Below are 24,175 nucleotides of genomic sequence, written 5' to 3'. Positions count from 1 at the left end.
ACTCCTCGCTGTGCCGCCGCGACCACTCATCCAGCTCTGCGCGCGACATCTTCCGCGACAGAGTCTTCTCCGGCCACGATCCGTCCTCCGCCTTCTTCCAGGGCAGGGTCTGAACCGCCACATGCCCGGCCCGGCTTGAGCCCGGGCCCCCTGGGCCAGAGCGGCCGCGGGCCGGTGCGCATTTGCAGCATTTCTCCAACGAGGCTGCTGCGTTGCCGGCAAACGGTGAGCCGGACGCGACGAAGGACCAGCGGGCGACGCGCGAAAGCTTGTCATCGCGCATCCCTCAGGGCACACCGACACGGCATGGGTCGCGGTCATTAGCGGCGGTCCGATCCTGTTCCTCGTAGGACGCGCCCTTTTCGAGTACGCCGTACTCGCGGCGCGCTCTCGGCTGATCGGGGTGCCGGCGCTCGTAGTCACTTCGCCAGCGATGATCCTGCTACCGCCACTGGCGTTCGCGATCACCGCACCTGTCGTCCTCACCGGCATCGCCACCTCCGACGCGATCCGCGTCAAGAAACGTCCACCCGAGCCGCCGTCACCACCCCGATGAGGAGCAGGCCCGACGGCATCAGCAACGCGGGTAGCTCGCGGCCTGGCCGCCGTAGAGTCCTGCAACGGAGCCTCAGACCAGCCAGGCGGAATTTGCGGATTGGCCGGTTCACCCGCTGGCTATGGCCGCCTCGACGACATGGTCGGTGGCGGCCACCCAGCTCGACCAGATCAACATCGATGCCGGACAGGGCCATCAGCACGTACATCTCGACATCGGCGAGGGGGATGGGCACATGGCTCCGGGCGGAGAACCCGTTGCAGTTCGTCTACCGCCTGGCCGATGCTCCTGAGCATGAGTAGGGCCAAGAGGAAGGGCCGCGCGTTGCACGAGCAGGCCGATCGCCTCACGCTGATTGATCGTTGGGGCTACCTCGTACCGGATCAACCGGTTCTCGTACATCCGGGTGAGACGATCTGGCGTGCAGGCGACCGCCTCCTGGTGCAGCGGCTCGATGGGCGAGTCGACGCGTACCCCTGCTTCGTAAACCGCTGAGTCTCGGGGACCGGGCGCAATCGTTGACAGCAACGGTCTCGGATCAGGAGGTACGGACAGACACCGGCAGGAGCAGGGCCAGGCGCGGACGCCGGGGACGGACCGTTTCGGACAGCCCGGCCGAGGCTTGGGATCAGAGCAACCGGCCTTTGCCCATCAGCGCAGTTCGAGTGTGAGCAGCGGCTCAGCGAACACGGGCGCTGGTGCGTCGGGGTGTGCGGCAACCGCCTGCTCCAGCCGGCGGAAGCCGGTCTCCAGGTCGTCGGGGCTGAGCTGCGCGAAGAACGAGAGGGTACGCAGGCGTAGCCGTTCGAGCACGTCGTCGTAGGTGCCCGAGGACGGCTCGGTGACCGTGCCAAAGCTGGCAACGCGCCAGCCCACCGACGTGAACATCGCGATGGCCTCGTGCAGCGGCTGAAACAGCGAGGCGTCCACCGCGTAACCGTTGGGGAAGTGCTCCAGCCACCACGGCCGCGGATGGTGGTCGCTGAAATTCGCGCGCAGGAGCAGCCGCCCGCCGGGCCTGAGCACCCTGGCCAGTTCCCGGGCTGCCCGGGGCTTGTCCTGAACGTGGTGCCAGGACAGGAACATGAGTGCGTAGTCGGCACTGTTGGACGGCAACGGCATGTCCTCGGCGGCGCCTGCCAGATATCGCACTCCGGGATGCTGGGACTGCGTCTGCGCGACCTCGCGCATGCGGACCGACGGCTCGATGCCGGTGACTGGCCCGAACTCTTCTGCCAGCGCGGGGGTGTACCTGCCGGTCCCCGAGCCGATGTCCAGCCCCGCCAGCGGACGCCGCTCGGGCAGTACCGCTGCAAAGGCGTTGATCCACACCCGCAGTTGCTGCTGGGTGAGCGCGCGCCCGCGCGCGTAGTTCTGGTGCTGCTCCGTGTCGTAGTCGATCGACCTCATCGCACCTCCCGCTTGGGCGGCGACCGTGAGCGTCGCCTCGATATATCACCCCGATACATCGGCACGATATTCGTCGTCGCGCCACCCCACAAGGTGGCTGCGCGACGGAGCTTCACCCACGACCCACTCGCCCGGACCGGCGCACAAGATGAGAGGCGTCTGACCTGCCAGAAGGCGGTCAGACGCCTCTTGCCGTCCGTCGTTGGTCGCTACCGGCGGGGCGCGGACGGATCTGCGGTGCGGCGACCGCTGGCCAGCCGCCACAGCGCCAGTGCGCCGACGAGTAGGCCGAAGTCGCGCAGGGCCACGTCGTAGTACTCACCGAGCAGCAGAAGGTTCACGATGATCCCGGCCAGCCAGGCGGCCACCACGACAGCGCCGTACTTGGGCCGCGCCGCCACGAGGAGGCCGGCCACGATCTCGATCACGCCGACGGCGTACATCGCCTGCTGCCCGGTGCCCGGGACGAGCCGGTCGACGAAGGGCGCCAGGTAGCCCGGCCATTCGGTCAACAGGTTGAAGAACTTGTCCAGGCCGAACGCGATCGGCGCCACCGTGAAGACGGTGCGCAGCAAGAGGAACGCTTGCTGGGCAGGGCCTCCTGTGCGTGCAGTCAGTCCAGCGATCGTTGATGAGCTCGATGCGGTGGTGGCCACGAGAGTCCCCAATCTTCTAGAAACGCATTGTCTGTCTTTTAGAGACGCTAGGGGCGCTCCCTTCTAAAGTCAACAAGCGCGTGTTTTACACTTCGGTCATGGCTCCTCGCCCCCGGCCCGACCGCATCGCCGCCCTGGCCGCCCTCGACGACCCGACACGCCGAGCCGTGTTCGACTTCGTCGCCCGCAGCGCGGACGCGATCAGCCGTGACGCTGCGGCCAACGCTCTGGGGGTCAGCCGGCGGATCGCCGCATTCCATCTCGACCGGCTGGCGGACCAGGGCCTGCTGGCCGTCGAGTACCGCCGGCCAGCAGGCCGCACGGGGCCCGGCGCGGGTCGTCCCGCGAAGCTGTACCGACGGATGGCGGGCGAGGTGGCGGTGTCAGTGCCCGAGCGGCACTACGACCTCGTCGGCGGGTTGCTCGCGGCGGCCGTGGCAGAGTCGATCGACACCGGGACGCCCGTCAAGGAGGTGCTTGATCGAACGGCGTACGAGGCCGGGAGATCGATCGGCGCGGCGGCGGACGATGTCGTGGCGGCGCTCGAGGAGGCCGGCTACGAGCCGCGGCGCCAGGATCAGAACGGAGGCGCCCTGGCGTTGGGGAACTGTCCGTTCCATCGGCTCGCCCAGCAGTTCACGGCACTCGTGTGCGGGGTCAACCTTCAGCTGCTGCGGGGCGTCGCCGACGGTGCGGAGGAACCGCACCTTGTGGTGCTCGATCCGAGCCCGGGGCAGTGCTGTGTGCGGCTGACGCCGGCAGCACGCTGAGCCGGCGCCTCAGGCGGCTGCCGCCCGTCGTCGCGGCCTCGGCCGGCGCGCGGGGTTGTCAGGCTGCGGCGATGTCGGCGGCCGGAGCGTGGGTGACCGGAGCCGCGGGGATCGTCAGGGAGGCGAGTAGGGCCATCTTCTCGGCGCTGCTCGTGCCCGGTTGAGCGTGGTAGACAACGAGCAGTTGACCTTTGGCGCCGCCGACGCTGAGCTTCTCGCGGTTGAGAATGAGTTCGCCGACCTGAGGGTGCTGCATGCGGGTGGGCATGCCCTCGCAGGTCCGGACGTCGTGCCGGGCCCAGAGCTGTCGGAATCGTGGGCTGGCCAGCGACAGTTCGCCGACGAGTTGGACGAATCGCGGGTCGTCGGTGTCGGTGCCCACGGCCCTGCGGAAGCTGCCGACCAGGTTGGCCGTGGCCACGTCCCAGTCGGGGTACATCGCGCGTTCGGCTGGGTCGAGGAACATGGCGGTGAGTCGGTTCTGGCCGGCCTGCAGGTTGGGCGACAGCGCGCGGGCGAGGCTGTTGGCGGCGAGCACGTCGAAATAGCGGTCCTCGACGAACGCGGGTATGCCCACGACGTCGAGCAGTTGACGGATGCTGGCCGGTACGGTTTCTCGCCGTGGACGGCGTCGCCGGTGCCGGGGCTGTGGTGTGGCCAGGCTCAGCAGGTAGTCGGTCGCCGCGTCGTCGAGGCGCAGGACGCGGGCGAGTGCCTCGAGGACCTGCATCGACGGATTGCGGTCGCGGCCCTGCTCGAGTCGCAGGTAGTAGTCGGCGCTGATGCCGGCGAGCATGGCGACCTCTTCACGCCGTAGCCCGGCTACGCGCCGCACCCCGTCGGCGGGCAGGCCGACGCTGTCGGGCTGGACGAGCTCGCGGCGTGCCCGCAGGTAGCCGCCGAGCAGATTGTTGTCGCGCACCCTCCCCAGGTTAACCGCGTGGGTCGCGGTCTGCCTGTCCCTGCCACTCCCAGGATCACCGGGGCTCATCCTGTTTCACCCCGGTGGGCGGAGTGTGGAGCCGTCACCGCTGGCGCCGTCGTCTGGCGCCCGATCCGGCGGGAAGCTCGTCCGATTTACGGCAACAGTGAGAGGAATTCGGCATGACGTCAAGCACACCTTCCGGCGGAGCATTCACCATGGGGGACCTTGTGGTCGCCCGGATGGGGTACGGCGCGATGCAGTTGGCCGGCCCGCACGCCTTCGGTCCGCCGGCCGACCGCGACGCCGCGGTGGCCGTGCTGCGTGAGGCCGTCGACCTGGGAATCAACCACATCGACACGGCCGACTTCTACGGCCCGTACGTCACCAACGAGATCATCAAGGAGGCTCTGCGCCCGTATCCGAACGACCTGCATGTCGTGACGAAGGTCGGGTCGCTGCGGGATGACGAGGGGAACTGGGTGAAGGCGCCGGCTCCCGAGCAGCTGCGCCAGGCCGTGTACGACAACCTGGATCACCTCGGGCTCGACGTGCTCGACGTGGTCAACCTGCGCGTCGGCGGCTTCGACCGGCCCATCCCCGGCTCCATCTCCGAGCCGTTCGCCGTGCTCGCGCAGTTGCAGCAGGAGGGGTTGATCAAGCACCTCGGCCTCAGCACGGTCAACGCCGAACAGATCGCCGAGGCGCAGGCCATCGCCCCGATCGTGTGCGTGCAGAACTTCTACAACATCGCGAACCGGGACGACGACGACATGGTCGACGCCCTCGCCGCACAGGGCATCGCCTACGTGCCCTACTTTCCGCTCGGCGGCTTCTCCCCGCTTCAGTCCGACGTGCTGAACGGCGTCGCCACGCGTCTCGGCAACACACCGATGGCGGTCGCGCTGGCGTGGCTGCTCCAGCGCTCCCCGAACATTCTGCTCATCCCCGGCACCTCATCCGTCGCGCACCTGCGCCAGAACTTCTCCGCCACCGCGCTGACCCTTCCCGGCGACGCGCTGGCAGAGCTGAACGCCATCAGCGCCGGGTGAGGCGGGTGGGTCCGGCATGTTCTGCCCTCCTCCGCGTGGCCCGGCACACCCGGCTGGGTTCAGTCCGCCAGTTCGATGATGGGCCGGTCGCTGACGACCGCCGTCAGGATCATCGGGGCGTCTCCGTCGCACTGGTTGACGGAGACCGCGATCCATCGCCCGCTTACCGTCAGCGGCCCCCAGACGGCCAGGTCGCCGTAACAGTCCACATCGCACAAAGCCTGGAACACTGCCGGCATGGGTTCGCCCGCCTGATTCCGAAAGAGCGGCACGCGCATGGAAACCCGCCGGTGCGGTCCCCACCGGCTGTCCAGTTCGCGTACGACGAGGGCCAGGTTCTCCGCCGCGGCCTCCTCCGCCTTGTTCCACTCCGTCCCGTACACCCCAACGAGGTCGTCGCTCTCCCAGAGCGGGCCGATGTGGAAGCCCTCGCCCCTGGTGGCGGTCCACTCCCCGGTGACCGGGTCCCCCTCGCTGACCGTCGCGCCACCGGTGGGTAGGTCCGCGGCGAGCAGCACCTCGATGTCGGACACGGCACGGTCGGTCTCGAACGCTTCACCGGCCCGGCTGGTCACCGCGCGACCCCTTCCCCCTGATGCTCGACCAGCGCCAGCAGGGCGGCGTGCGTCTGCTGATCTGCCGCCACGATGAGCCCGCCCGCGCCGCTGTGCAGCGGTTGCCCCTGGATGTCGGTCACCACGCATCCCGCTGCCCGGCACAGGCCGATTCCAGCGGCGAAGTGCACGCTGTCCCGCATGTCGCCGTCGGTCACGTACGCCGCTCGCCGGCCGGCTGCCACCCATGCCACCGCCAGGCTGGTGGAGACCACGCGTGGGCGGAACCGCTCGACGAACCCCGCGTCGGCGAGCAGCCGCACAGCCCGGAACTCTGGAGCGTTCGGGAACGGCGGATCGAGGTTGACGTCCACCAACGCCGACTCGGCCGACGGCCTGAGCTGCTCGTCCACTTCGTCGCGGCGCACGTACGCACGGGTGCCGTCAGTCCAGAACACCTCATCGGCGAACGGGTCGGCTGAGGCGGCCGCAGTGACTGTCGAACCCGTCCACAGCGCGACGTTCACTCCGACCAGCATGGTGCGCGCGGCGTAGTTCAGCGTGCCGCACAGGGGGTCGACCAGCCACATCCGCTCGGCGGCGCTGTCGCCCGTGCGTCCGCTCTCCTCACCTGTGACGGCATCCTGCGGGCGGGTGGAACGAAGGACGTCGAGGATGACCTTCTCCGCTTCGAGGTCCGCGGCAGTGGCGAAGTCTCCGCCGGATTTGTCGAAGCGTGCCAGCGAGGCCCCGTACATGGCCCGCACAACAGCGGCTCCCGCCTGCGCTGCCCTGATCGCCACGTCTTCGTCTTTGATCACCATGCGAGCAGGATGACACGGATGCTGACCGTGGACGAGAGACCTCAGGGTGGGCATCTCCGGGACCGATACAGGAACATCCCGATGGAGGGTCGGTCGGCGCCCTGCCAGGCTGAGGCGATGACCGACACCGATGTACGGGTCTCCCGTCAGCCGTTCCACCTGGTGCGGACGGCGGCCGTCGGCGCCCCCGTGCTCCTGCTGCTCTACGGCATCCTGCGGATCATCGACGGCCTGGACGGCGACCACGGCCCGGGCTGGGCGTGGGACCTGGGCCACGCCCTGTTCCTGGTCGCGTTCGTACTCTTCGCGGGTCTGGTCGTCGGTCTGCGGCGGTTGCTCGGGTCCGCCGGTGCCGCTGGTTCGAGCACCACGCCGGGCACCGGGCTCCGGGTGCTTCTGCATGTGGCGACGGCCGCCGGGCTGGTCGGCGTGGCCGCGTTCCTCTGGGTGATCCTCGGTGACCTCTTTCCCCGGCTGGGCGATGTCGCGCCACTTCCGGATCCGGTGCTGGCGGTGGGCCCGCTGCTGTTTCAGTTCGGGCTACTCACCCTGCTGGTGCGGGCCGCTGTCGGCCGTCCGCGACTCATTCCAGGCTGGGGCCCGCCGCTGGTACTGCTCGGCTTCGTGTCCATCGCCGTCAACCTGGACCTGCTGCCGATCGGCGCCGCGCTGATCCTCGCCGGGCTCCTCCCCCTCTGGCACCGGGCCTACTGACGGTCGGGCCGAACGGGGGCGTCGGGGGCTGGCACCCATCTGTTTCGAAAACTTTCGATATCTGGGAGTGTCCGGCCGGCTCCATCCGCAGCGATTAACGACTTCCGGGGTGTGGTGGCGTCCTGGTTGGTGGCACCAGGGGTGGCCGAAAGTTTCGGAAAGAACATTGACACCTTCCGATAACCCGGCCAACACTTAGCGAGGCTCGACATTCGCGACCATCGATCACGACTGTCGCTCCGCCACCCACCACCACACCCGGAAGGGAGAGCCTGGTGATCATCAGCTCGGGCCGTTCCAGGACCCGTTCCGTGGTCGTCGCGCTGGCGATAACAGCGCTCACGGTCGCTGGAGCGGTGACGGTAGTTGCGAGAATCCCCACGGCGTAGGCCGTCGCCGGCAGTCTCGTCGCCGCGGCGTCAGTGGAGGACGAGGGCGCCGACTGCGCGGTGTCGGGCCTGCCTGACCTGGGCTCCCTGCCCACCAACGCCAAGCTTCCCGACCCGTTCAGGAAGGTGAACGGTACGACCATCTCCACCAAGGCCGACTGGCGGTGCCGCCGAGCGGAGATCAGGGAACTGGCCGAGAAGTTCGTCTACGGCGAGAAGCCCGCGAAGCCGGAGACCGTCACGGGGACGGTCTCGAACACCACCATCACGGTGAATGTGAATCACAACGGCAGGAGCGCCAGCTTCTCGGCGAGGGTCGAGCTGCCGAGTGGTTCCGGACCCTTCCCGGCCGTCGTGGTCGTGGGCGGGTTCGGCGCGGACACGGCCACCATCAAGGCCGCCGGCGCCGCCGTCATCAGCTACGACCCCCTGGCGGTCGGGCGAGAGGGTACGCCCCGGAACAACAAGCAGGGCGCCTTCTACAGAATCTACGGCTCCTCGAGCAGCACCGGGCTGCTCGCCGCCTGGGGCTGGGGCGTGAGCCGGATCATCGACGTCATCGAGCAGTCGGACGGCAGAATTCTCAAGGCCGACGCGATGGGCGTCACGGGTTGCTCGCGGTACGGCAAGGGCGCGTTCGCGATCGGTGTGTTCGACCAGCGCATCGCTCTGACCATGCCGATCGAGTCGGGTAGCGCCGGTGTGACCATCTTCCGAGGGATCCCCGGTGAGGGCGCCCCAGAGTCTGAGCAGCGCGTACGGCGAGCAGCCGTGGCTCGGGGACGCGTTCGGCTCGTTCACGGGCAGCCCGACCAGGCTTCCGGTGGACACGCACGAGATGGTGGCCATGGTGGCGCCGCGAGGGCTGTTCATCATGGACAACCCGCACATCGCCAACCTTGGTCCCCGGTCCGCGAGTGTGGCGGCCCTGGGCGGCGCGGAGGTCTACCGGGCGCTCGGTGCGGGCGACAACATCACCTACTGGTCCGACGTCCAGGACGGCAGCCACTGCGCCAACCGGCCCGAGTGGCGCGACCCGTTGCAGAAGAACATCAGGAAGTTCCTGCTGAAGACGGGGACCGATCCGGGTGTGATCAGGATTTCGAGCAGGGCGCTGGGCAGGTTGGCCGACTGGCGGGACTGGCAGACGCCGACCCTCACCGACGGCCCGACCACCCCGCCCACCACCACGCCGCCGCCGACCACCCCTCCGCCGACCACGCCGCCTCCGACCGGCGCCGGCTGCTCGGCGACGGTGTCGATCAACCAGTGGACGGGCGGTTTCGTCGCCACGGTTCGGGTGACCGCGGGATCATCGCCGGTCAACGGCTGGACGGTCGCCATGACCCTGCCGCCGGGCGCCGGCGTCACCAACGCCTGGAACGCCAACCGGAGCGGGGACACCGGAGCGGTGCGGTTCACCAACGTCGGTCACAACGGCTCGATCGCCCCCGGCCAGTTCACCGAGTTCGGCTACCAGGGCACCGGAACCGGTGGGGGAATGACCCCCACCTGCTCCGCGACCTAGATCCGCTCGGCGATCTCCCGGGCCCGGTGTGGAGGCATCAGTCTCCACACCGGGCCCCTGGACGTCGCTTACCCCGATCACTCGGGCTGGTCGAGCCAGACCACGATCCCGGTCAGGTCGTTGAGCACGGCCGCCACGCCCGCCCGGATGGCCGCCGCGCAGCGCTCGGCCGTGAACGAGGCGGGGTCGTAGGTCGACGACGCGCCGAGCCCCTCACCACGGAACGACGCGCCGGCCCAGTCGACCGCCGTCACGTTGTGGGTGGGCTCGGCCAGCTCCGCCGCGACCACGAGGAACTGCTGGTCCAGGTGGTTCGGGGTGACCAGCGCAAGGGCGTCGATGAGGTCGTTGCCCGCGCTGACGATGAGGTCGGGGTGCATCCCCATGGCCTTGGTGATGCTCGGAACGGCATCGTGGGTGTCACCCACGACGACCTTCCTTAGATCGAGGTGTTCGTCGTCGGCCCAGCCCTCGACGGCCGTCACGAGAGTCTTGGTCGGCTGGTCGTCGCCGGCGGTGAGCAGCACCACCCGGTATTCCCGGGACGGGTGGACTCCGGTCCACGAACCGGGCCGCGGCCGGACCGTCCCCTCCGGAGCGGGCGTGGTGGAAGGGTCGACGAACCCCGGGCCGAGGGAGCCGATGGCGGTGGGTCTTGGGTGCGGCTCTGACCAGTCGTCGCCGGAGCTGCATCCGGTGACCAGCGCGGCGGCGGCGGCCAGCATGGCAACCGCCCGAAGCGGGGGGCGCAAGGCGATCGTCCTCCGAGTGGTGGTGGAAAAGGTGCTCGTACTTCTGCATATTCCTATCCCAATTCCGGCCACCGCCGATGCGTGCGTCGTCGCTCCAGGATTTTGTTTTCCATCGGTTCGTCGGCGGGCGGGCTCCTGTTCACCCACGGCATGCAGCGTGCACTGGCCAACCGAGGGAGTCGCATGTTCGGGCGCGTTCGCCGCACCGTTATCGTCATTGTTGTCGGGATCGCTGCGGCGGTTATCCCCTTTTTAGGAACCGGGCCGGCCTCCGCGCACGGCTTCTCGTCGACCGTCTACGCAAAAATCACGCCGGGAGACGAGGGTCACATTCGCACTGCGGTGGAGCTCGAATACGACCTCCTGGTCGTGTCCGCCGCCGATGCCGGTCACAACGATCCGCTCTTCCAGGAGGGCACCGCCGCGTTCGACGCGGGTGACTCCGAGGCGCAGGCCGCAGCGTTGAACAAGCATGCCGAGACGACGCTCAGATATGTCGCCGATCGCTTCGCGGTGACCGCACAGGGTGCGGCGTGCCAGCCCACGCGGGTGGGCGACGCGACGATCGGTGAGCGTGAGGGCGTGCCGTACGCGGACCTGCTGCTCGACTGGGCGTGTCCCCAGCGGACCGGCGAGCACGAGGTGCGCAGCGGCCTGTTCCCGGACGACGAGGGCTACGTCAAGGGCACGAAGACGATCGTCACCTACGAGATCGACGGCCGTTCGGGCAGCGCTGCGCTCGACGCCGGCAACCCCTCCTTCTCGACCGGCCAGTCCTGGCACGAGCGGTTCGGGGAGTTCTTCCTACTGGGCGCCGAGCACCTGCTGTCCGGGATCGACCACATCCTGTTCCTGCTGGCGCTCATCGCCGGGTCGCGGCGCCTGCGGGAGATCGTGCTCGCGGCGACGAGCTTCACCCTGGCGCACTCGGTCACGTTCATGCTGGCCGCCCTCGGTCTGGTCGACGTACCGGCGAGGATCGTGGAACCGATCATCGCGCTGTCGATCGCCGTGGTCGCCGGCTGGCACCTGTGGGGCATCTGGCGGCGCGGCGACCACGCCACCGACCTCGATCCGGCGGGCCGCGGCCACTTCAGCCTGGACCGCTCCGGCTGGATCCGCCTCGGTGTCGTGTTCTGCTTCGGCCTCGTGCACGGCCTGGGATTCGCGGGCGCGCTGGGCATCGACGAGGCGTGGTCGTGGACCCTGTTGTGGTCCCTGCTGGTGTTCAACGTCGGCATCGAGGTCGTGCAGTTGGCGATCATCGCGATCGTCTTCCCGTTGCTGATCGTGCTGCGGCGACGAGCGCCGAAAACGGGACTCTGGGCGACCGGAGCCATTTCCGCATGCGTGTCCATTATGGGGATCGTTTGGTTCGCGCAACGTGTGTCGGGATCCTGAGCACGGCTAAGTAATGCGCGAAGTGCAGCCATCCGCAAGATCACGTTCACGGTTGGTTCATCACGCGACGAAAGCTTGGATTCGCTTCCCCAACGTCGGGGGAAGACCATCCATTTCTCTATTCGAAAAGGGAACAATGTCAATGACATTGAGCACCTCGACACGAGCCCCCGGGCTCGTGCGGCGGCGTGTGGTCGCCGGGGTCGCAGCGGGACTCCTCGGAATGACCGCAGCCATCGGCAGCGGCCTGACGGCCATCGCCAGCGCGGCCGAGTCCACCACGATCACGGGCGTCATCCTCGGCGTCGGCGCCAACGAGACCCAGCGCGTGGTGACCTGGTACTCCTCCGCCGACACCGCGCAGAAGATCCAGCTCGCCCCGACCACCGAGATCGTCAACGGCGAGTTCCCGGCCAGCGCGCTCAGCTTCGACGCCGTCGGCGCGGCGAACACCTCCACCACCGGCTTCAACCGGCACGCCACGATCACCAACCTGCGTGAGAACACGGCGTACTCGTACCGGGCCGGTGCCGAGGGCAGCTGGTCCCCGGCGTACGCCTTCAAGACGCAGGACTTCGAGGGCGACTACGACTTCCTGTTCTTCGGCGACCCGCAGATCGGCTCCTCCGGCGACCGGCTGAAGGACCAGGCCGGCTGGGAGGAGACCCTGAAGGTCGCCACCGCGGCCAACCCGAACGCCGAGCTGCTGGTGTCCGCCGGCGACCACGTCGAGAGCGCCAACGACGAGGGGCAGTGGACCTCGTTCCTGGCCCCTGAGCAGCTGCGCCAGTACCCCCTCGTCGCCACCATCGGTAACCACGACGTCGGCGGCAAGTCCTACGAGCAGCACCACTTCACCCCGAACACCGACCGCTCGTCCCAGTACTACAGCGGGGACCAGGCGACCCGGTCCGGCGGTGACTACTGGTTCATCCACAAGGATGTGCTGTTCATCGACCTCAACAGCAACAGCTACGCCAACCCGGCGGACGGCTCCGCCGGTGGCGACGCGGCGCACGTCGCGTACGTCACCGACGTGATCAACAAGCACGGCTCCGAGGCCAAGTGGAAGGTGCTGGTCTACCACCACTCCATCTACTCGCCGGCCAGCCACGCGACCGACAACGACAACAAGCAGCGGCGGGAAGACTTCACCACGGCCTTCTCGAACCTGGGCGTCGACATGGTGCTGCAGGGTCACGACCACAGCTACTCCCGCAGCTACTCCATCAAGAACGGCCAGAAGGAGAACCCGGCCGAGCAGCCCGGTGCTGCCGACGTCTTCCCCGGCCCGGGTGGCGTCATCTACGTGACGGCGAACTCGGCCTCCGGCTCGAAGTACTACGACATCAAGAAGCCGGACGACACCGGCACCGGCATCCGCGGCAACGGCCCGGACCCGCTGGACCCGGCCAAGTACTGGTACAACTCGACGCAGAACCAGGAGCACGTCCGCAGCTACGTCAAGGTGCAGGTGCGCGGCGACAAGCTGGTTCTGGCGAACGTCCGCAGCGGCACCTGCGCGGCGCCGAACGCGGCTGTCGAGAACGGCCTCTCCTGCGTCAACACCCCGGACGGTCAGCCGATCGGCTCGGTCACCGACAAGGTGACGGTGCACCCGTACCACGGCGACGGTCAGGCCATCCAGGTCAACGTGCCGAACCCGGCCCCGGGTGAGTTCGGCTGGACGATCGACGGCTACAACGGCCTGGTGGACCTCGGTGTCGCGCAGGAGCGCAACGGCACCTACTTCGAAGCGACCGGCAAGATCAACCCGATCCTCGTGTCGGACAGCCGCCGCTCGCTCGCTCCGTGGTCGATCTCGGCCAACGTGGGTGACTTCCAGGACGGCGACAAGACGTTCTCCGGCTCCTACCTGGGCTGGACCCCGTACGTGCTCGACGGCGGCGCTGGCGCCGAGGCCGGTGCTCCCGTCCTGTCGTCCCTCGACGACCAGGGCAAGGGCCTCTCGGTTTCCAGCGGCCTCGGTGCTGCCGCGCAGGGTCACCCCCGGGGTGGCGCCAAGCTCGGCGCTGACCTGGACCTGAAGATCCCGGACAGCATCGCCAAGGGTAGCTACCGCACCACCCTCACGATCACTGCGCTGAGCAGCTGATCAGACCTGCCTGAGCTGGCGGGGTAGGCACCTTCGGGCGTTTACCCCGCCGCTCGTTCCGGAAAACCCAGACCGCCTGAGGACCCCGAGATGTCTACGACCCCAACACGCCGGAAATCGACCGTCGCCGCCCTCCTCCGTACCGCCGCCGTGGCTCTGCTCGCCACCTCCGCCGTCGCCGGCCTGGCTTCAGGCCCCGCGCTGGCGGCGGAAGGTGACGTCGCCTGGACGGTCCGGACGGCCTCCAACAGCTACGGCGCAGCCCGGTCCAGCTTCAGCTACGCCGTGAACCCCGGTGGACGGGTCGAGGACGCGATGGTCGTCGCCAACCGCGGCCCGGTCCCGCTCAACCTGGCCGTGTACACCGCCGACGGCTTCACCACCGGCGCGGGCCAGCTCGACCTGCTCGCCAGGGACGGGAAGTCCGTGGCGGTCGGCGCCTGGGTCCACGCCGATCGCGGCAGCGTCACGATCCAGCCGGGGAAGACCGCCCAGGTCCCCTTCAAGATCAGCGTTCCCGACAACGCCACGCCCGGCGACTACGTCGGCGGCATCCTCACCTCGCTGACACAGGCGGACCAGGCCGAGGGCATCAACGTGGATCGGCGCCTCGGTATCCGGATCAAGTTGCGGGTCGGCGGCGAACTGAAGCCGAACCTCGCGATCGAGGATCTGCACGTGACGTACGGCGGAACGCTCAACCCGTTCCGCAGGGGCGACGCCACGGTCACCTACAAGATCCACAACTCCGGCAACGCGGCCCTTTCCGGCCAGCAGGCGGTGTCGGTCTCGGGCCCGTTCGGTTCGCTGCGGGTCGGGGCGGGCGATGTCGCGGCTCCGCCGGAGCTGCTTCCCGGTGAGAGCTGGACCGTGACGGTGCCCGTACGTGGCGTGGCGCCCGCCGTGTGGTTGGCGGCAACCGCGACCCTCACGCCCCGGCTCACCGACGCGTCGGGTTCCACCACCTCCCTCAAGCCGGTCCAGGCCACGACGCACGGCTGGGCCCTGCCGTGGATGCTGGCGCTGGTGCTCCTCGTACTGGTCGCCGCACTCGTCGCGGCGCTGCGGTACCGACGCCGCAACCGGGTCCGGCGCAGCACGCGTGAGGAGGTCCGGGTGCGCGACGCCGTCGAGCAGGCGCTCCGCGGCCAGGAGCCCCAGACGTCCTGAGCGTCACCGGCCGTCCCGTGCAGGCGCGGCGCCAGGGCGCCGAGGTGACCGAGCGCCGTCGGTCGCCCTTGTGGGTGAACGCGGCTCAGCCCCGGACCTGGCCCGTCCCGGAGCCGGCATGCTGCGACGGTGACGCCGGCACGGAGAGGGAATCCACATGGTTGACGGGGATGTGCCCGAGCAGATGCAGGCCGCGGCCTTCGACGAGTTCGGCGGGCCGGAGGTGATCACCCTGCGGATCCTGCCGGTGCCGGAGGTCGCCGCCGACGAGGTGCTGATCAAAGTGTGGAACGCCGGCGTCGGGGTGTGGGACGTGTACGAGCGGGAGGGCGTGCTGGTGCCCGAGGGCGCGGCGTTCCCGATCGTGCCCGGCTCCGACGGTGCCGGAACCGTCGCCGCGATCGGCAGCAAGGTGACCAACGTGGCGGTCGGTGACCTGGTCTACGTCGCCGCCACCACCCGGCCGAAGGGCGGTTTCTACGCCGAGTACGCGGTGACGAAGGCGCAGTACGCCGCGAAGCTGCCCGAGGGTGTGTCGGCGCAGCACGCGGGCGCCATGCCCACCGACGCGCTGACCGCGTTGGCCGGGCTGGACGCCCTCAGCCTGTCGGCGGGCGCCTGGCTGTTGATCTTCGGCGCGAGCGGCGGTCAGGGCCACCTGGCCGTGCAGTTGGCCAAGCGGCAGGGTCTGAACGTGGTCGCCGTGGCCTCCGGACCGGAGGGAGTGGCGCTGGTGACCCGACTCGGCGCCGACGTGTCCCTCGAAGGTCACGGCGACCCGACCGAGGTGATCGCGCGGATCAGGGAAGCGGCCCCCGCTGGCGTGAACGGGATCCTGGCGATGGCCGGCGGCGGGACGCTCGACCGGCTCACCGAAACGCTGTCCGACGGTGGCGTGGTCGCGTACCCCCATGGCGTGCAGCCGGAGCCGCGCGAGCGGCCGGGCGCGCCGGTTCGGGCGTACGACGGCGTCGCCAACCCCGAGCAGTTGCAGCGCCTCAACGAGCTCATCGAGGCGGGACCGTTCGAGGTGCACGTCGCCGAGACGTTTCCGCTGGGCAAGGTGGTGGAGGCGCACCGGCGGCTCAAGACGTCCTTTTCCGGCAAGCTGCTGCTGACGGTTCGCTAGGGCGATCTCGGCTCGGTCGTCGCCAGGTAGCTCGCGAGGTGACCGGCGGCCACCAGCATCGCGTGTCCGCGCGTGGCCAGGCGCTGCCGCCAGGTGTGCAGGGACGCCGCCAGCGGCCCCGGGCCGTCGGCCGCGCGTACCTGCCGCATCACGGTCGCGATGTGGTCCAACCGGTAACCGCCCCGGCGCAGGAGATGGGCCAGCTCGGCGTCGCGGACGTCCTCGGGGCCGTACTGCCGCTGCCCGGAGGGGTGGTCGCGCGCCGGGGACAGGACGCCGGCCCGTTCCCACTTCCGTAGCGTCGCCGGTGTCATGCCGAGCCGGTGGGCGAGGTCGCCGACGGCCAGCGGCCGGCCCGGCGGTGTCGGCGTCGGTGCGGCGGTGAGCACCCCGATGGTCGTCTCGACGGCGTCGAGCGTTTCGCGGTCGCGCAGCAGTTGCGCGTGGCTGGTGTCGACGGCGCGCAGGGCGGTGTCCAGGTCGCTGCGAACGGCGGCCCGCATGATCTCGCCGCCCGTCGCGTATCCGTGCGCCGCGACGACGGTCAGGTAGGCGCGCAGCGCCGCGGCGTGCACCTCGGTGTACGCGCGATAGCCGCTCGGCGTGCGCCGGGCGGACGGGATGACGCCGTCGCGCTCGTAGTTGCGGACGGCCTGGCTGGAGATACCATGCGCACGAGCCAGGTCCACCGGCCGGTAGGCGCGTCCTGCGGTTTGAGGGTTCAGCTGTCACTCCTCAGTCGATCGACGCAGAAGTCTCAACGGGTGGTTCAACGATACGGTGAAGGTCATGGCTTCTTCATCACTGCCCGCCGCCTGGTCGTTCGACCTCGGCCCCGACGACGTCGCCGAGCTCATCCTCGCGCTGCCCGAGGTGGCCGTCGTGCAGGCCGACGAGGCGTCCGGCGCCCCGCGGTCCAGCTGGGGCGATCGGTTCTTCTTCGTCGGGCCGGACCGTCGCCGGCCGTTCGCCACCCTCGTCGGCCAGGACACCGCCGGCTTCGACGAGGACTCGAAACTCGACCGGCCCGGCGTCTTCCGGCTCAGCCTGGACCTCGGCCGCGAGGAGTTCGAGCGCCGGTTCGGCTACCCGCCGGCGCAGTCCGCCGAGCATCGTTCCGCAGTCGACTTCACCGCCCTCGACCAGGTCGTCCCCCATCCCGCGTACGGCACCCACGGGTGGGCCTGCGTGCTCAACCCGGGTCCGCGCAGCCTGGCCGAGGTCGACCGGTTGCTCGCGCACGCGCATCACCGGGCGCTGCGGCGGCACCGACGCTCGCTCGACCGCCAGCACCGCCCGGACTGATCCCGGCGCCGGCCGGCCGCGTCACCTCTCGGATCGGTCCCGGGGTCGCGGGACGCGTACCGATGCCATGCCCGCCGCGGTGGCGGCCTGGATGCCCAGGTCGGTGTCCTCGAAGACCAGGCAGGCGCCCGGGGGTACGCCGAGCTGCTCCGCCGCGAGCAGGAAGGCTTCCGGGTCGGGCTTGGCCCGCGTGTAGTCGTCGGCGCAGACCAGCACGTCGAACCGGTCGAGCAGGTCGAGCGCGCCGAGCGAGGCGGTGACCGAGGCCCGGGTGCCGCCGGAGACGACAGCGAACGGAACCCGCCGGTGCGCGTCGTGGATGTGCGCCAGCACCTCGGGCACGGCGGCGAGCTGCGGCAGCAACTCCTGGTAGTAGCTCTCCCGGCGCTCGTCGACGGTCGCCACCGGCATGGCCAGGCCGTACTGCTCGTTCAGCGTGACGATGATGTCGACGGCCGGCCGGCCGCCCCACGCGTAGAAGAGGTCCTCGGGGAACTCGCAGCCCCACTCGTCCAGAGCCCGCTGCCAGGCCAGGTAGTGCAGCGGCATCGAGTCGATGATGGTGCCGTCGCAGTCGAACAGGTACGCCGCGAACTGGCCGGGGGGCAGAGGCAGACTCACCCGAGCAGGCTACAGCGGACGCCGTCCAACCAGCGGATCCGCTCAGTCGGCCGGCTCCTCGGAGGTGACGGATTCCAGCCGGCGGAGCAGGTGCGCCCGTTCCGGCTCGGTGCCGACCAGCGTCAGCGCGCTGCGGTACGCCGCCGCAGCCTCGCCGTACCGGCCGAGCCGGCGCAGCAGATCGGCCCGGGTGGCCGGATAGAGGTGGTAGCCCCGCAGCCGCAGATCATCGGCCAACTCGTCCAGCAGGGCGAGCCCGGCCTCCGGCCCGTCCCGCATGGCCACCGCTGCGGCCCGGTTGAGCGCGACGACCGGCGAGGGGACCAGGCCGAGCAGTACGTCGTAGAGCGCCACCACCTGGGCCCAGTCGGTGCTGGCCACGTCGGCGGCCTCGTCGTGCAGCGCGGCGATGGCGGCCTGCAATCCGTACGGCCCGGGTGGTCCGCCGGTCAGCGCGACCAGCACCAGCCGGCGCCCCTCGTCGATCATGCGGTGGTCCCACTGCCCGCGGTCCTGGTCGTCGAGGAGGACCATCCCGCCGTCAGGCCCGGTACGCGCGGCACGTCGGGCGTGGATGAGCAGCATCAGCCCGAGCAGCCCGGCGACCTCCCGCTCGGCGGGCAGCAGCCGGCGCAGGATCCGGGCCAGCCGGATAGCCTCCTCGGCGAGGTCGGTCCGCTGGAGATCCGGGCCGGAGCTGGCGGCGTACCCCTCGGTGAAGACCGAGTAGACCGCCTGGAGCACCGTGGGCAGGCGTTCGGGTAGTTCGTCGGCGCCCGGCACCCGGAACGGGATGCGGGCGTCGCGGATCTTCCGTTTGGCCCGGACGAGTCGCTGGGCCATGGTCGCGGGCGGCACCAGGAACGCCCGCGCGACCTCGGCCGTGGTGAGGCCGGCGAGGAAGCGCAGGGTGAGCGCGCCGCGGTCCTGGGCGGGCAGGGCCGGGTGGGCGCAGGTGAAGAAGAGCGCCAACCGGTCGTCGGGCAGGTCGCGGTCCGCGTCGGCGGGTGGAGCGGCGTCGGCCCGCTCGGCCTCGGCCTGGAGCACGGCGAGCCGGGTGGCCAGTACCCGGTCGCGGCGGAGCCGGTCCACGGCGCGGCGGCGGGCCGTGGTGAGCAGCCAGGCCCCCGGCCGACTCGGGACGCCGTCGGTCGGCCAGTGCACCAGCGCCGCCTCGATGGCCTCGGAGGCGACCTCCTCGGCCAGGTCGAGGTCGCCGAAGCGGTGCACCAGCGAGGCGAGCAGCCGGCCGCGCTCCTCCCGGAACACCGCCTCGACGGACGACCCGACCTGCGCCGGGCCGCTTGCCCCCTCGCCGGGCACCGTCAGGCCTCCACCTCGATCTCGGCGACCGGGCGCACCTGGACCGACCCGCCGCCGAGGGCACCGGGGCTGCGGGCCGCCCATTCCAGCGCGGCGTCGAGATCCGGCACGTCGATGATGTCGTACCCACCGAGCACCTCGCGGGTCTCGGCAAACGGCCCGTCGGTGATCGTGCGTTCGCCGCCCGCACCGACCTGCACGCTCGTGCAGGTGGTCAGGTCCTGCAAGGGATGCCCGGACACCCAGATCCCTGCGTCCTTCATCTCGCGGTCGTAGCGGATCCAGTCCTCGAAACTGCACCCGTCGACGGGCTCGTCCCAGTCGGTGGTCGCGGGGGTCATGAACAGCAGCATGTACTTCACGCCTCGGCTCCTCTCGGTGCGGCGGGTACGCCGTACAGCATGACGACGAACAGGCCCCGGGGATATCGACACGGCGGCCGGAGGAATCTTCCGAGACTCACGGACCGACCGGTGACGCCGCCTGGACGTGCGGGCCGCGTCGGTCGAACCGGCGCTCGTACCAGGTGACCCCGATCAGGAAGACGGTCAGCAGGGCGAGCGCGGCCAGCGGGGGCAGGGCCCGCCCGATCGGCAGCAGGGCCAGCGGCACCAGCGCGGCGACGACCTGCGCCGGGTGCACGGCGCGGACGGTGAGCCGGCGGAAGAGCAACCGTGCGAGCAGGTAGAGGGCGGCGCCGCCGTAGAGGGCGGTGGCGACGACCCAACCCAACCGGGCGGGGCCCTCGTTCTCCTCGGTGAGGTGACCGAGCACCTGCTCGATGCCGAGCGCGATGTAGATGGCACCGATGATCAGGGGGGCGTGCACGAGGCCGTACGCGTCACCGGCCACGTCGGACCGCCGGTCGCGCGGCACCAGCGTGATGGACTGCCGGGCGGCGGGCGCGAGCCGGTCGAAGTAGAGCCACCACAGGCAGACCGTGGTGACGAGGCCGAGCAGCGCCGCCACCAGGCCGGGCCCGATCGGCGCCATCGACCTCGGCGTCGCGCCTGCCGCGATCAGCGACTCGCCCAGCGCGATGATGAGCACCAGGCCGAACCGTTCGGTGAAGTGGTCCAGGCTGCGCAGCGGCCACGGGCGGTAGGCGGACGCGACCCGGGCGCCGCCGATGTCCACCAGGAACGCCAGCGTCCAGAGCGCCGTCTGGGCGGCGCCACCGAGCAGCGCACCGATGATGAGCGGGAGCCAGGCCACCGTCGCCGGCACGGCGAAGAACCGGAGGGTCGAGCGCAGCGGCGGGTCGGTGGCGCTCACCCAGAACAGCACCCCGAGCTGCACCGCCCGGGTGACCAGGTAGGCCAGGGCGAGGGTGAGCGGCGCGTCGAACAGCTCCGGGCCCTGCCGCCACGCGTCCGGCAGCAGTAGTGCGGCCACGAAGATGGCGGCCATCGCCGTCAGGGTGGCCGCGCGGACCGCGCCGACGTCCGCGCGAACCAGGTTTCCCAACCAGAGGTACGGGCCCCAGGAGTAGATCAGCAGCAGCAGGAGGAGCAGCCCCTGGGCCAGGGTGAGCGCGGTCGGTGGCTGCGCCATGAACGTGATGACCCGGGTGAGCGCGAAGACGAAGACCAGGTCGAAAAAGATTTCGAACATCGTGGGCCGGTGCGTCTCCGCAGCCGGTGCCGGACGAACGCCGAAAATCCCCTTCATCCTCGCATTCTGCGCCACTCCCGGGCCGCATCGACCGATGGTTCGGCCGTTCTCACCGTTCGGCGGCGCCGAGACGACGCGGGCTGCCCGCCGTCACGCCGGGGCGTCCGTCCGCCGTCGGCTCCGCTCGGCCCGCCGGCGGACCTGCTGGTACGCGCCGGTGAGCCCCATCGCCCGGCGGACCTCGATCAGCGTCTGCCGTACCTCCTGGCGGGTTCGTTCGGTGCCCTCGACGATCAGTCGGTCGACCAGCCCACGGTCGGCCTCGATGGCGGCCCGACGTTCCCGGATCGGCGCCAGGAACCCCTCCAGCGCGACGACGAGCCGCTCCTTGACCTCGACGTCGCCCACCCGCCCCGCCCGGTAGCGCCGGGCGAGGTCGACCACCTCGTCACGGTCGGGGTTGAACACCTCGTGGTACGCGAAGACCGGGTTGCCCTCCACCTTTCCGGGCACGTCGGCCCGGACCCGGTTCGGATCGGTGTACATGCCGAGCACCTTGCGGCGCACCGTGGCCGGATCGTCGGAGAGGGCGATCGTGTTGCCCCGGCTCTTGCTCATCTTGGCCGCGCCGTCGGTGCCCACCAGGCTCGGCGTGTCCGCCAGGATCAGCTCGGGGACCGGGAAGACCGGCCCGTACAGGTGGTTGAACCGGCGGGCGATCTCCCGGGTCACCTCGACGTGCGCCGCGTTGTCCCGGCCGACCGGGACCACCTCGCCCTTCACGCAGAGGATGTCCGCGGCCTGGAGCACCGGGTAACCGAGCAGCCCGTACGGCATCTCCTCCTTGCCGGCGTCCCGGGCCATGTCCTTCAACGACGGCACCCGTTCCAGCCGGGGCACGGTCACCAGGTTCTGCAGGAGGGTGTTGAGGTCGCCGACCTCCGGGATGGCGGACTGGAGGTAGAAGGTGGCCCGCGCCGGGTCGACGCCGGCGGCGAGGATGTCGGTCACCATCTCGCGGGCGTTGCCGGAGACCTGGTCGATGTCCTCGCGGCGGTTTCTGGTGGTGAGCATGTGCAGGTCGGCGATGATGAAGAAGCTCTCGTAACGCCGGTGCAGCCGGACCCGGTTGGCGATGCTGCCGACGTAGTGGCCGAGGTGCAGGCGGCCGGTGGGCCGGTCCCCGGTGAGCATTCGTGCGACGGACATGGTGGTGTGCCTCTCGTGCGGGAAGGTGGGCGACGCGTGGGCGCGCGCCGAGCGGGGCGAGTTCGCCCTCTCGGTCAGCGGGATCGGCTCAGCGAGCCGTCCGCCATCGCGCGCCGGCGCGGTACCGCAGACCACCAGCACGGAGTACGTCCAGGAGTTGCTCACGGCCATCGCCGGAGCTGGCCGGGGGCACGACACCGAGCGGGAGGCCGTCGACCGTGTCGACCGCCTCCACCGCGCTCATGCCCGTCCGGACCACGGCTTCACGCTACCCGTGGCGCCGCGCATGGTGTGGCCGGTAGCGCTCGGCGTAGTAGCTGCCGACGCGTTCGCGGTACTCCGGGATTGAAGATCGACGGTTGCACGGGCACCTCCGGAGACGGTCTTGGTTCGTACCGTTCAGCAGTGCCCGCCCCACTGCCGCCGGAAACAGTTTGGCAATTTCGAGTTCACGGTATTGCCGGCTGAGAAATACGTCATAGCCGTGGCGCGTCGATGACCGGCAGGGCCAACTCCCAGGTCAGCATGCCTGTGCCCGCTTATCGCACATCGGCTATGGCGGTGCTGTGTCTGCCCGGCACATTCGATCACGGGCGGGCCACCGACCATTCTGGTCCCGCATTCGGGCAATGTCGAAAAAGGGGGACGCAGATGTACCGCACCATTGGACGGTTCCGCGCCGTGCTGGCGCTCGCGCTGGGCCTCGGCACCGGGACCGGCAGCGCGGCGCAGGCCGGCGCGCTCGATCCGTACTCCCCGCAGGCGCTCTGTGGGTTCGGCTACGTCGAGGTCGACCAGGACCCGATCCGGGACGCGGAGACCGGCAGCCGACTCGGCACCGTCCATCTGCTGTACAACCGGATCACCGGGTTCGCCTGCACGACGACGGTGAAGTCGGCCTACCGGGGCACGCTCACCCGCACGCAGGTCTACCTCGCCGCGCAGTACCTGCCGACCCAGGTCGACGACGGCACCAGGCTCTACGCCGCCGGTCCCGTCCGGGCGTACGCCCGGGGTGGTTGCACGATCTGGGGTGGCCTGATGGGCGACCCGGGCGGCGCCGTCCACCACCACGACCGGGCCAACCCGGCGATCGGTGGAATCGGGACCTGCTTCTGAGTCACTCCGGCGACGGACCGGTCCACCCTCGTGCCGGTACACCTCGGCGTTCCTGCTCGTGACCAGCTCCGCTGGCATACTCGGCTGCCATGGTGCTGTCGCGAGGGTGGGCCCTCTTCCTGGTCGGAGTCGGGATCTGGACCTGGGTGATCTGGCCGAGGTTCGCGGTCGCCATCTGGCAGGACCCGCGCTCCTGGACGTCCGGCGCGGTGGGCGACGGCTCGCCCACCAGCTTCCTGTGGGTGCACGCCCTCCTGATCGTGGCGTCCCTGGCGATCGGCAGCACCGTCGGCGTCCTCGGTGTCCGCGCCTGGTTCGCCGCCCGTCGACGCCAGGACCGTCCAGCCGCCTGACGATCCTCGTCCGCGTCGGCACACGATCTGGTCACTGTCAGCGAGGCCCGAGAACCCTTTGAGCAGCGGTGCGGACCCTTCGAGGGCTATCCACCCGGGGCTGAGCTGCGGATACTTCTCTACGCAGTAAGTGTGACGCGGGACGCTGGCCCCGGATTTGACGATCAAACCCACGGACGCGTAACTTTCTCTCTGCCAGCGCGGAACGGGGCAAACAGGACGAAGGTCCTGGAGCACCGGATCGGGTCGGCAGCCGGGTCAGGCAGGGGTTCGCTCCTGCGGGGCACGGTCCGGGCGGGGCTCGCCGAAATTGCCGCGAGGCGGATTTGGTGCAGCGGAACCGACCGGGTAAGGTTCAGCACCGGCAGGGCACCGGGCGAGCTTGCGGGACACCGCAGCGGCCGGCCTGCCGAATCCGACGACCTGACGCAGCGGTCCGCTGCTGCGTGAGTGCGCCGGGACCAACCCGTACGAAGCACAACAGACCGGGACACACGGTTTGACACGGCGAAGACGGTGAGGTAACGTAGTAAAAGTGCCCGGCGCCAGTGAGCGGCGGGGACGCGGTAGGAAAGCCCCGAAACAGGGCCCCACGAGTGGGGCTTTTGATCGGTGTGTGGTTGTTCTTTGAGAACTCAACAGGGTGCTTGATAAGCCAGTGCCAATTATGATTTATACCCCGGACTGG

Annotated in this window: 25 protein-coding genes and 1 pseudogene; 14 read left to right on the top strand and 12 right to left on the bottom strand. The window is 69.9% G+C overall.

What is annotated here, in order from left to right; genetic code table 11:
- The first annotated feature begins 274 nt into the window (after positions 1–274).
- A complete protein-coding gene (locus ACFYPS_RS33915; RefSeq protein ID WP_387330200.1) occupies positions 275–556 on the top strand; it encodes a hypothetical protein in 282 nt (93 codons plus the stop codon).
- 651 nt (positions 557–1,207) lie between these two features.
- Here the strand turns inward: ACFYPS_RS33915 and ACFYPS_RS33910 are convergent.
- Both ACFYPS_RS33910 and ACFYPS_RS33905 read right to left on the bottom strand, forming a co-directional pair.
- Positions 1,208–1,966: a class I SAM-dependent methyltransferase gene (locus ACFYPS_RS33910; protein ID WP_387330173.1), complete on the bottom strand. Its 759-nt coding sequence runs from the start codon at positions 1,964–1,966 to the stop codon at positions 1,208–1,210.
- 209 nt (positions 1,967–2,175) lie between these two features.
- Positions 2,176–2,520 carry a hypothetical protein gene (locus ACFYPS_RS33905; protein WP_387330170.1) on the bottom strand — a complete coding sequence of 115 codons (345 nt, stop codon included), beginning with the start codon at positions 2,518–2,520 and terminating at the stop codon, positions 2,176–2,178.
- Positions 2,521–2,720: 200 nt separating this feature from the next.
- Between ACFYPS_RS33905 and ACFYPS_RS33900 the strand changes: the two genes are divergently transcribed.
- Positions 2,721–3,392 carry a helix-turn-helix transcriptional regulator gene (locus tag ACFYPS_RS33900; RefSeq protein ID WP_387330167.1) on the top strand — a complete coding sequence of 224 codons (672 nt, stop codon included), beginning with the start codon at positions 2,721–2,723 and terminating at the stop codon, positions 3,390–3,392.
- Positions 3,393–3,450: 58 nt separating this feature from the next.
- Here the strand turns inward: ACFYPS_RS33900 and ACFYPS_RS33895 are convergent, their stop codons facing one another.
- Complete coding sequence (locus ACFYPS_RS33895) at positions 3,451–4,314, bottom strand: helix-turn-helix transcriptional regulator (protein WP_387330164.1); 864 nt, start codon at positions 4,312–4,314, stop codon at positions 3,451–3,453.
- 182 nt (positions 4,315–4,496) lie between these two features.
- On the opposite strand from ACFYPS_RS33895, the gene ACFYPS_RS33890 reads away from it, so the two are divergent.
- Positions 4,497–5,366: an oxidoreductase gene (locus ACFYPS_RS33890; protein WP_387330161.1), complete on the top strand. Its 870-nt coding sequence runs from the start codon at positions 4,497–4,499 to the stop codon at positions 5,364–5,366.
- A 59-nt stretch (positions 5,367–5,425) separates the two neighbouring features.
- Here the strand turns inward: ACFYPS_RS33890 and ACFYPS_RS33885 are convergent, their stop codons facing one another.
- Positions 5,426–5,941 carry a hypothetical protein gene (locus ACFYPS_RS33885; RefSeq protein WP_387330158.1) on the bottom strand — a complete coding sequence of 172 codons (516 nt, stop codon included), beginning with the start codon at positions 5,939–5,941 and terminating at the stop codon, positions 5,426–5,428.
- Positions 5,938–6,744, bottom strand: coding sequence for an inositol monophosphatase family protein (locus tag ACFYPS_RS33880; RefSeq protein ID WP_387330155.1), 807 nt, complete (start codon positions 6,742–6,744; stop codon positions 5,938–5,940). Before ACFYPS_RS33880 ends, ACFYPS_RS33885 begins: the two co-directional genes overlap by 4 nt.
- Positions 6,745–6,861: 117 nt before the next feature.
- On the opposite strand from ACFYPS_RS33880, the gene ACFYPS_RS33875 reads away from it, so the two are divergent.
- The 3 genes and pseudogenes from ACFYPS_RS33875 to ACFYPS_RS33865 all read left to right on the top strand — a co-directional run bounded on the left by ACFYPS_RS33875 (position 6,862) and on the right by ACFYPS_RS33865 (position 9,375).
- Entirely contained in the window at positions 6,862–7,458 is a 597-nt protein-coding gene (locus tag ACFYPS_RS33875) for a hypothetical protein (protein ID WP_387330152.1), read from the top strand.
- Positions 7,459–7,880: 422 nt separating this feature from the next.
- Positions 7,881–8,522, top strand: a pseudogene (locus ACFYPS_RS33870) (cellulose-binding protein); the annotation flags it as partial.
- A gap of 52 nt (positions 8,523–8,574) precedes the next feature.
- The gene (locus tag ACFYPS_RS33865) at positions 8,575–9,375 is read left to right on the top strand and encodes a cellulose binding domain-containing protein (protein ID WP_387330149.1); all 801 of its coding nucleotides are present in this window, start codon (positions 8,575–8,577) and stop codon (positions 9,373–9,375) included.
- Positions 9,376–9,452: 77 nt separating this feature from the next.
- Here the strand turns inward: ACFYPS_RS33865 and ACFYPS_RS33860 are convergent, their stop codons facing one another.
- Positions 9,453–10,127, bottom strand: coding sequence for a hypothetical protein (locus ACFYPS_RS33860; RefSeq protein ID WP_387330146.1), 675 nt, complete (start codon positions 10,125–10,127; stop codon positions 9,453–9,455).
- An 81-nt stretch (positions 10,128–10,208) separates the two neighbouring features.
- Between ACFYPS_RS33860 and ACFYPS_RS33855 the strand changes: the two genes are divergently transcribed.
- The 4 genes from ACFYPS_RS33855 (at position 10,209) to ACFYPS_RS33840 (ending at position 15,943) form a co-directional block, all read left to right on the top strand.
- Positions 10,209–11,528, top strand: coding sequence for a HupE/UreJ family protein (locus tag ACFYPS_RS33855; protein ID WP_387330143.1), 1,320 nt, complete (start codon positions 10,209–10,211; stop codon positions 11,526–11,528).
- A gap of 223 nt (positions 11,529–11,751) precedes the next feature.
- Positions 11,752–13,644 carry a fibronectin type III domain-containing protein gene (locus ACFYPS_RS33850; RefSeq protein WP_387330140.1) on the top strand — a complete coding sequence of 631 codons (1,893 nt, stop codon included), beginning with the start codon at positions 11,752–11,754 and terminating at the stop codon, positions 13,642–13,644.
- A 90-nt stretch (positions 13,645–13,734) separates the two neighbouring features.
- Complete coding sequence (locus tag ACFYPS_RS33845; protein ID WP_387330136.1) at positions 13,735–14,814, top strand: WxL protein peptidoglycan domain-containing protein; 1,080 nt, start codon at positions 13,735–13,737, stop codon at positions 14,812–14,814.
- A gap of 157 nt (positions 14,815–14,971) precedes the next feature.
- Positions 14,972–15,943 (top strand): zinc-binding alcohol dehydrogenase family protein, encoded by a 972-nt coding sequence (locus ACFYPS_RS33840; RefSeq protein WP_387330133.1) that lies wholly within the window; start codon positions 14,972–14,974, stop codon positions 15,941–15,943.
- Here the strand turns inward: ACFYPS_RS33840 and ACFYPS_RS33835 are convergent.
- A complete protein-coding gene (locus ACFYPS_RS33835) occupies positions 15,940–16,632 on the bottom strand; it encodes a TioE family transcriptional regulator (protein ID WP_387330130.1) in 693 nt (230 codons plus the stop codon). The two genes, ACFYPS_RS33840 and ACFYPS_RS33835, sit on opposite strands and share 4 nt — an antisense overlap.
- 100 nt (positions 16,633–16,732) lie before the next feature.
- Between ACFYPS_RS33835 and ACFYPS_RS33830 the strand changes: the two genes are divergently transcribed.
- The gene (locus tag ACFYPS_RS33830) at positions 16,733–17,248 is read left to right on the top strand and encodes a DUF6194 family protein (RefSeq protein WP_354968476.1); all 516 of its coding nucleotides are present in this window, start codon (positions 16,733–16,735) and stop codon (positions 17,246–17,248) included.
- Between the two features lie 21 nt (positions 17,249–17,269).
- On the opposite strand, the gene ACFYPS_RS33825 is transcribed toward ACFYPS_RS33830, so the two are convergent.
- The 5 genes from ACFYPS_RS33825 to trpS all read right to left on the bottom strand — a co-directional run bounded on the left by ACFYPS_RS33825 (position 17,270) and on the right by trpS (position 22,015).
- Positions 17,270–17,869, bottom strand: a complete 600-nt coding sequence (locus ACFYPS_RS33825; RefSeq protein WP_354968477.1) for an HAD family phosphatase — start codon at positions 17,867–17,869, stop codon at positions 17,270–17,272.
- A 42-nt stretch (positions 17,870–17,911) separates the two neighbouring features.
- Positions 17,912–19,192: an RNA polymerase sigma factor gene (locus ACFYPS_RS33820; RefSeq protein ID WP_387330127.1), complete on the bottom strand. Its 1,281-nt coding sequence runs from the start codon at positions 19,190–19,192 to the stop codon at positions 17,912–17,914.
- Between the two features lie 2 nt (positions 19,193–19,194).
- Positions 19,195–19,545, bottom strand: coding sequence for a YciI family protein (locus ACFYPS_RS33815; RefSeq protein ID WP_354968485.1), 351 nt, complete (start codon positions 19,543–19,545; stop codon positions 19,195–19,197).
- 106 nt (positions 19,546–19,651) lie between these two features.
- Positions 19,652–20,863, bottom strand: a complete 1,212-nt coding sequence (locus ACFYPS_RS33810) for a low temperature requirement protein A (RefSeq protein WP_387330124.1) — start codon at positions 20,861–20,863, stop codon at positions 19,652–19,654.
- A gap of 93 nt (positions 20,864–20,956) precedes the next feature.
- Positions 20,957–22,015, bottom strand: a complete 1,059-nt coding sequence (gene trpS, locus ACFYPS_RS33805) for a tryptophan--tRNA ligase (RefSeq protein WP_354968479.1) — start codon at positions 22,013–22,015, stop codon at positions 20,957–20,959.
- Positions 22,016–22,040: 25 nt separating this feature from the next.
- On the opposite strand from trpS, the gene ACFYPS_RS33800 reads away from it, so the two are divergent.
- The 3 genes from ACFYPS_RS33800 to ACFYPS_RS33790 all read left to right on the top strand — a co-directional run bounded on the left by ACFYPS_RS33800 (position 22,041) and on the right by ACFYPS_RS33790 (position 23,487).
- On the top strand, positions 22,041–22,364 hold the full coding sequence (locus ACFYPS_RS33800; protein ID WP_387330121.1) for a hypothetical protein: 324 nt from the start codon (positions 22,041–22,043) through the stop codon (positions 22,362–22,364).
- A 302-nt stretch (positions 22,365–22,666) separates the two neighbouring features.
- Positions 22,667–23,134 carry a hypothetical protein gene (locus ACFYPS_RS33795; RefSeq protein WP_387330118.1) on the top strand — a complete coding sequence of 156 codons (468 nt, stop codon included), beginning with the start codon at positions 22,667–22,669 and terminating at the stop codon, positions 23,132–23,134.
- A gap of 89 nt (positions 23,135–23,223) precedes the next feature.
- Positions 23,224–23,487: an SCO4848 family membrane protein gene (locus ACFYPS_RS33790; RefSeq protein ID WP_354968482.1), complete on the top strand. Its 264-nt coding sequence runs from the start codon at positions 23,224–23,226 to the stop codon at positions 23,485–23,487.
- The last annotated feature ends 688 nt before the right edge of the window (positions 23,488–24,175 follow it).

It is taken from the genome of Micromonospora sp. NPDC005087 (assembly GCF_042872965.1).
Classification (GTDB): domain Bacteria; phylum Actinomycetota; class Actinomycetes; order Mycobacteriales; family Micromonosporaceae; genus Micromonospora.
Note: the sequence above shows the minus strand (reverse complement) of the source record. Positions and strands in the feature narration are given on the sequence as shown.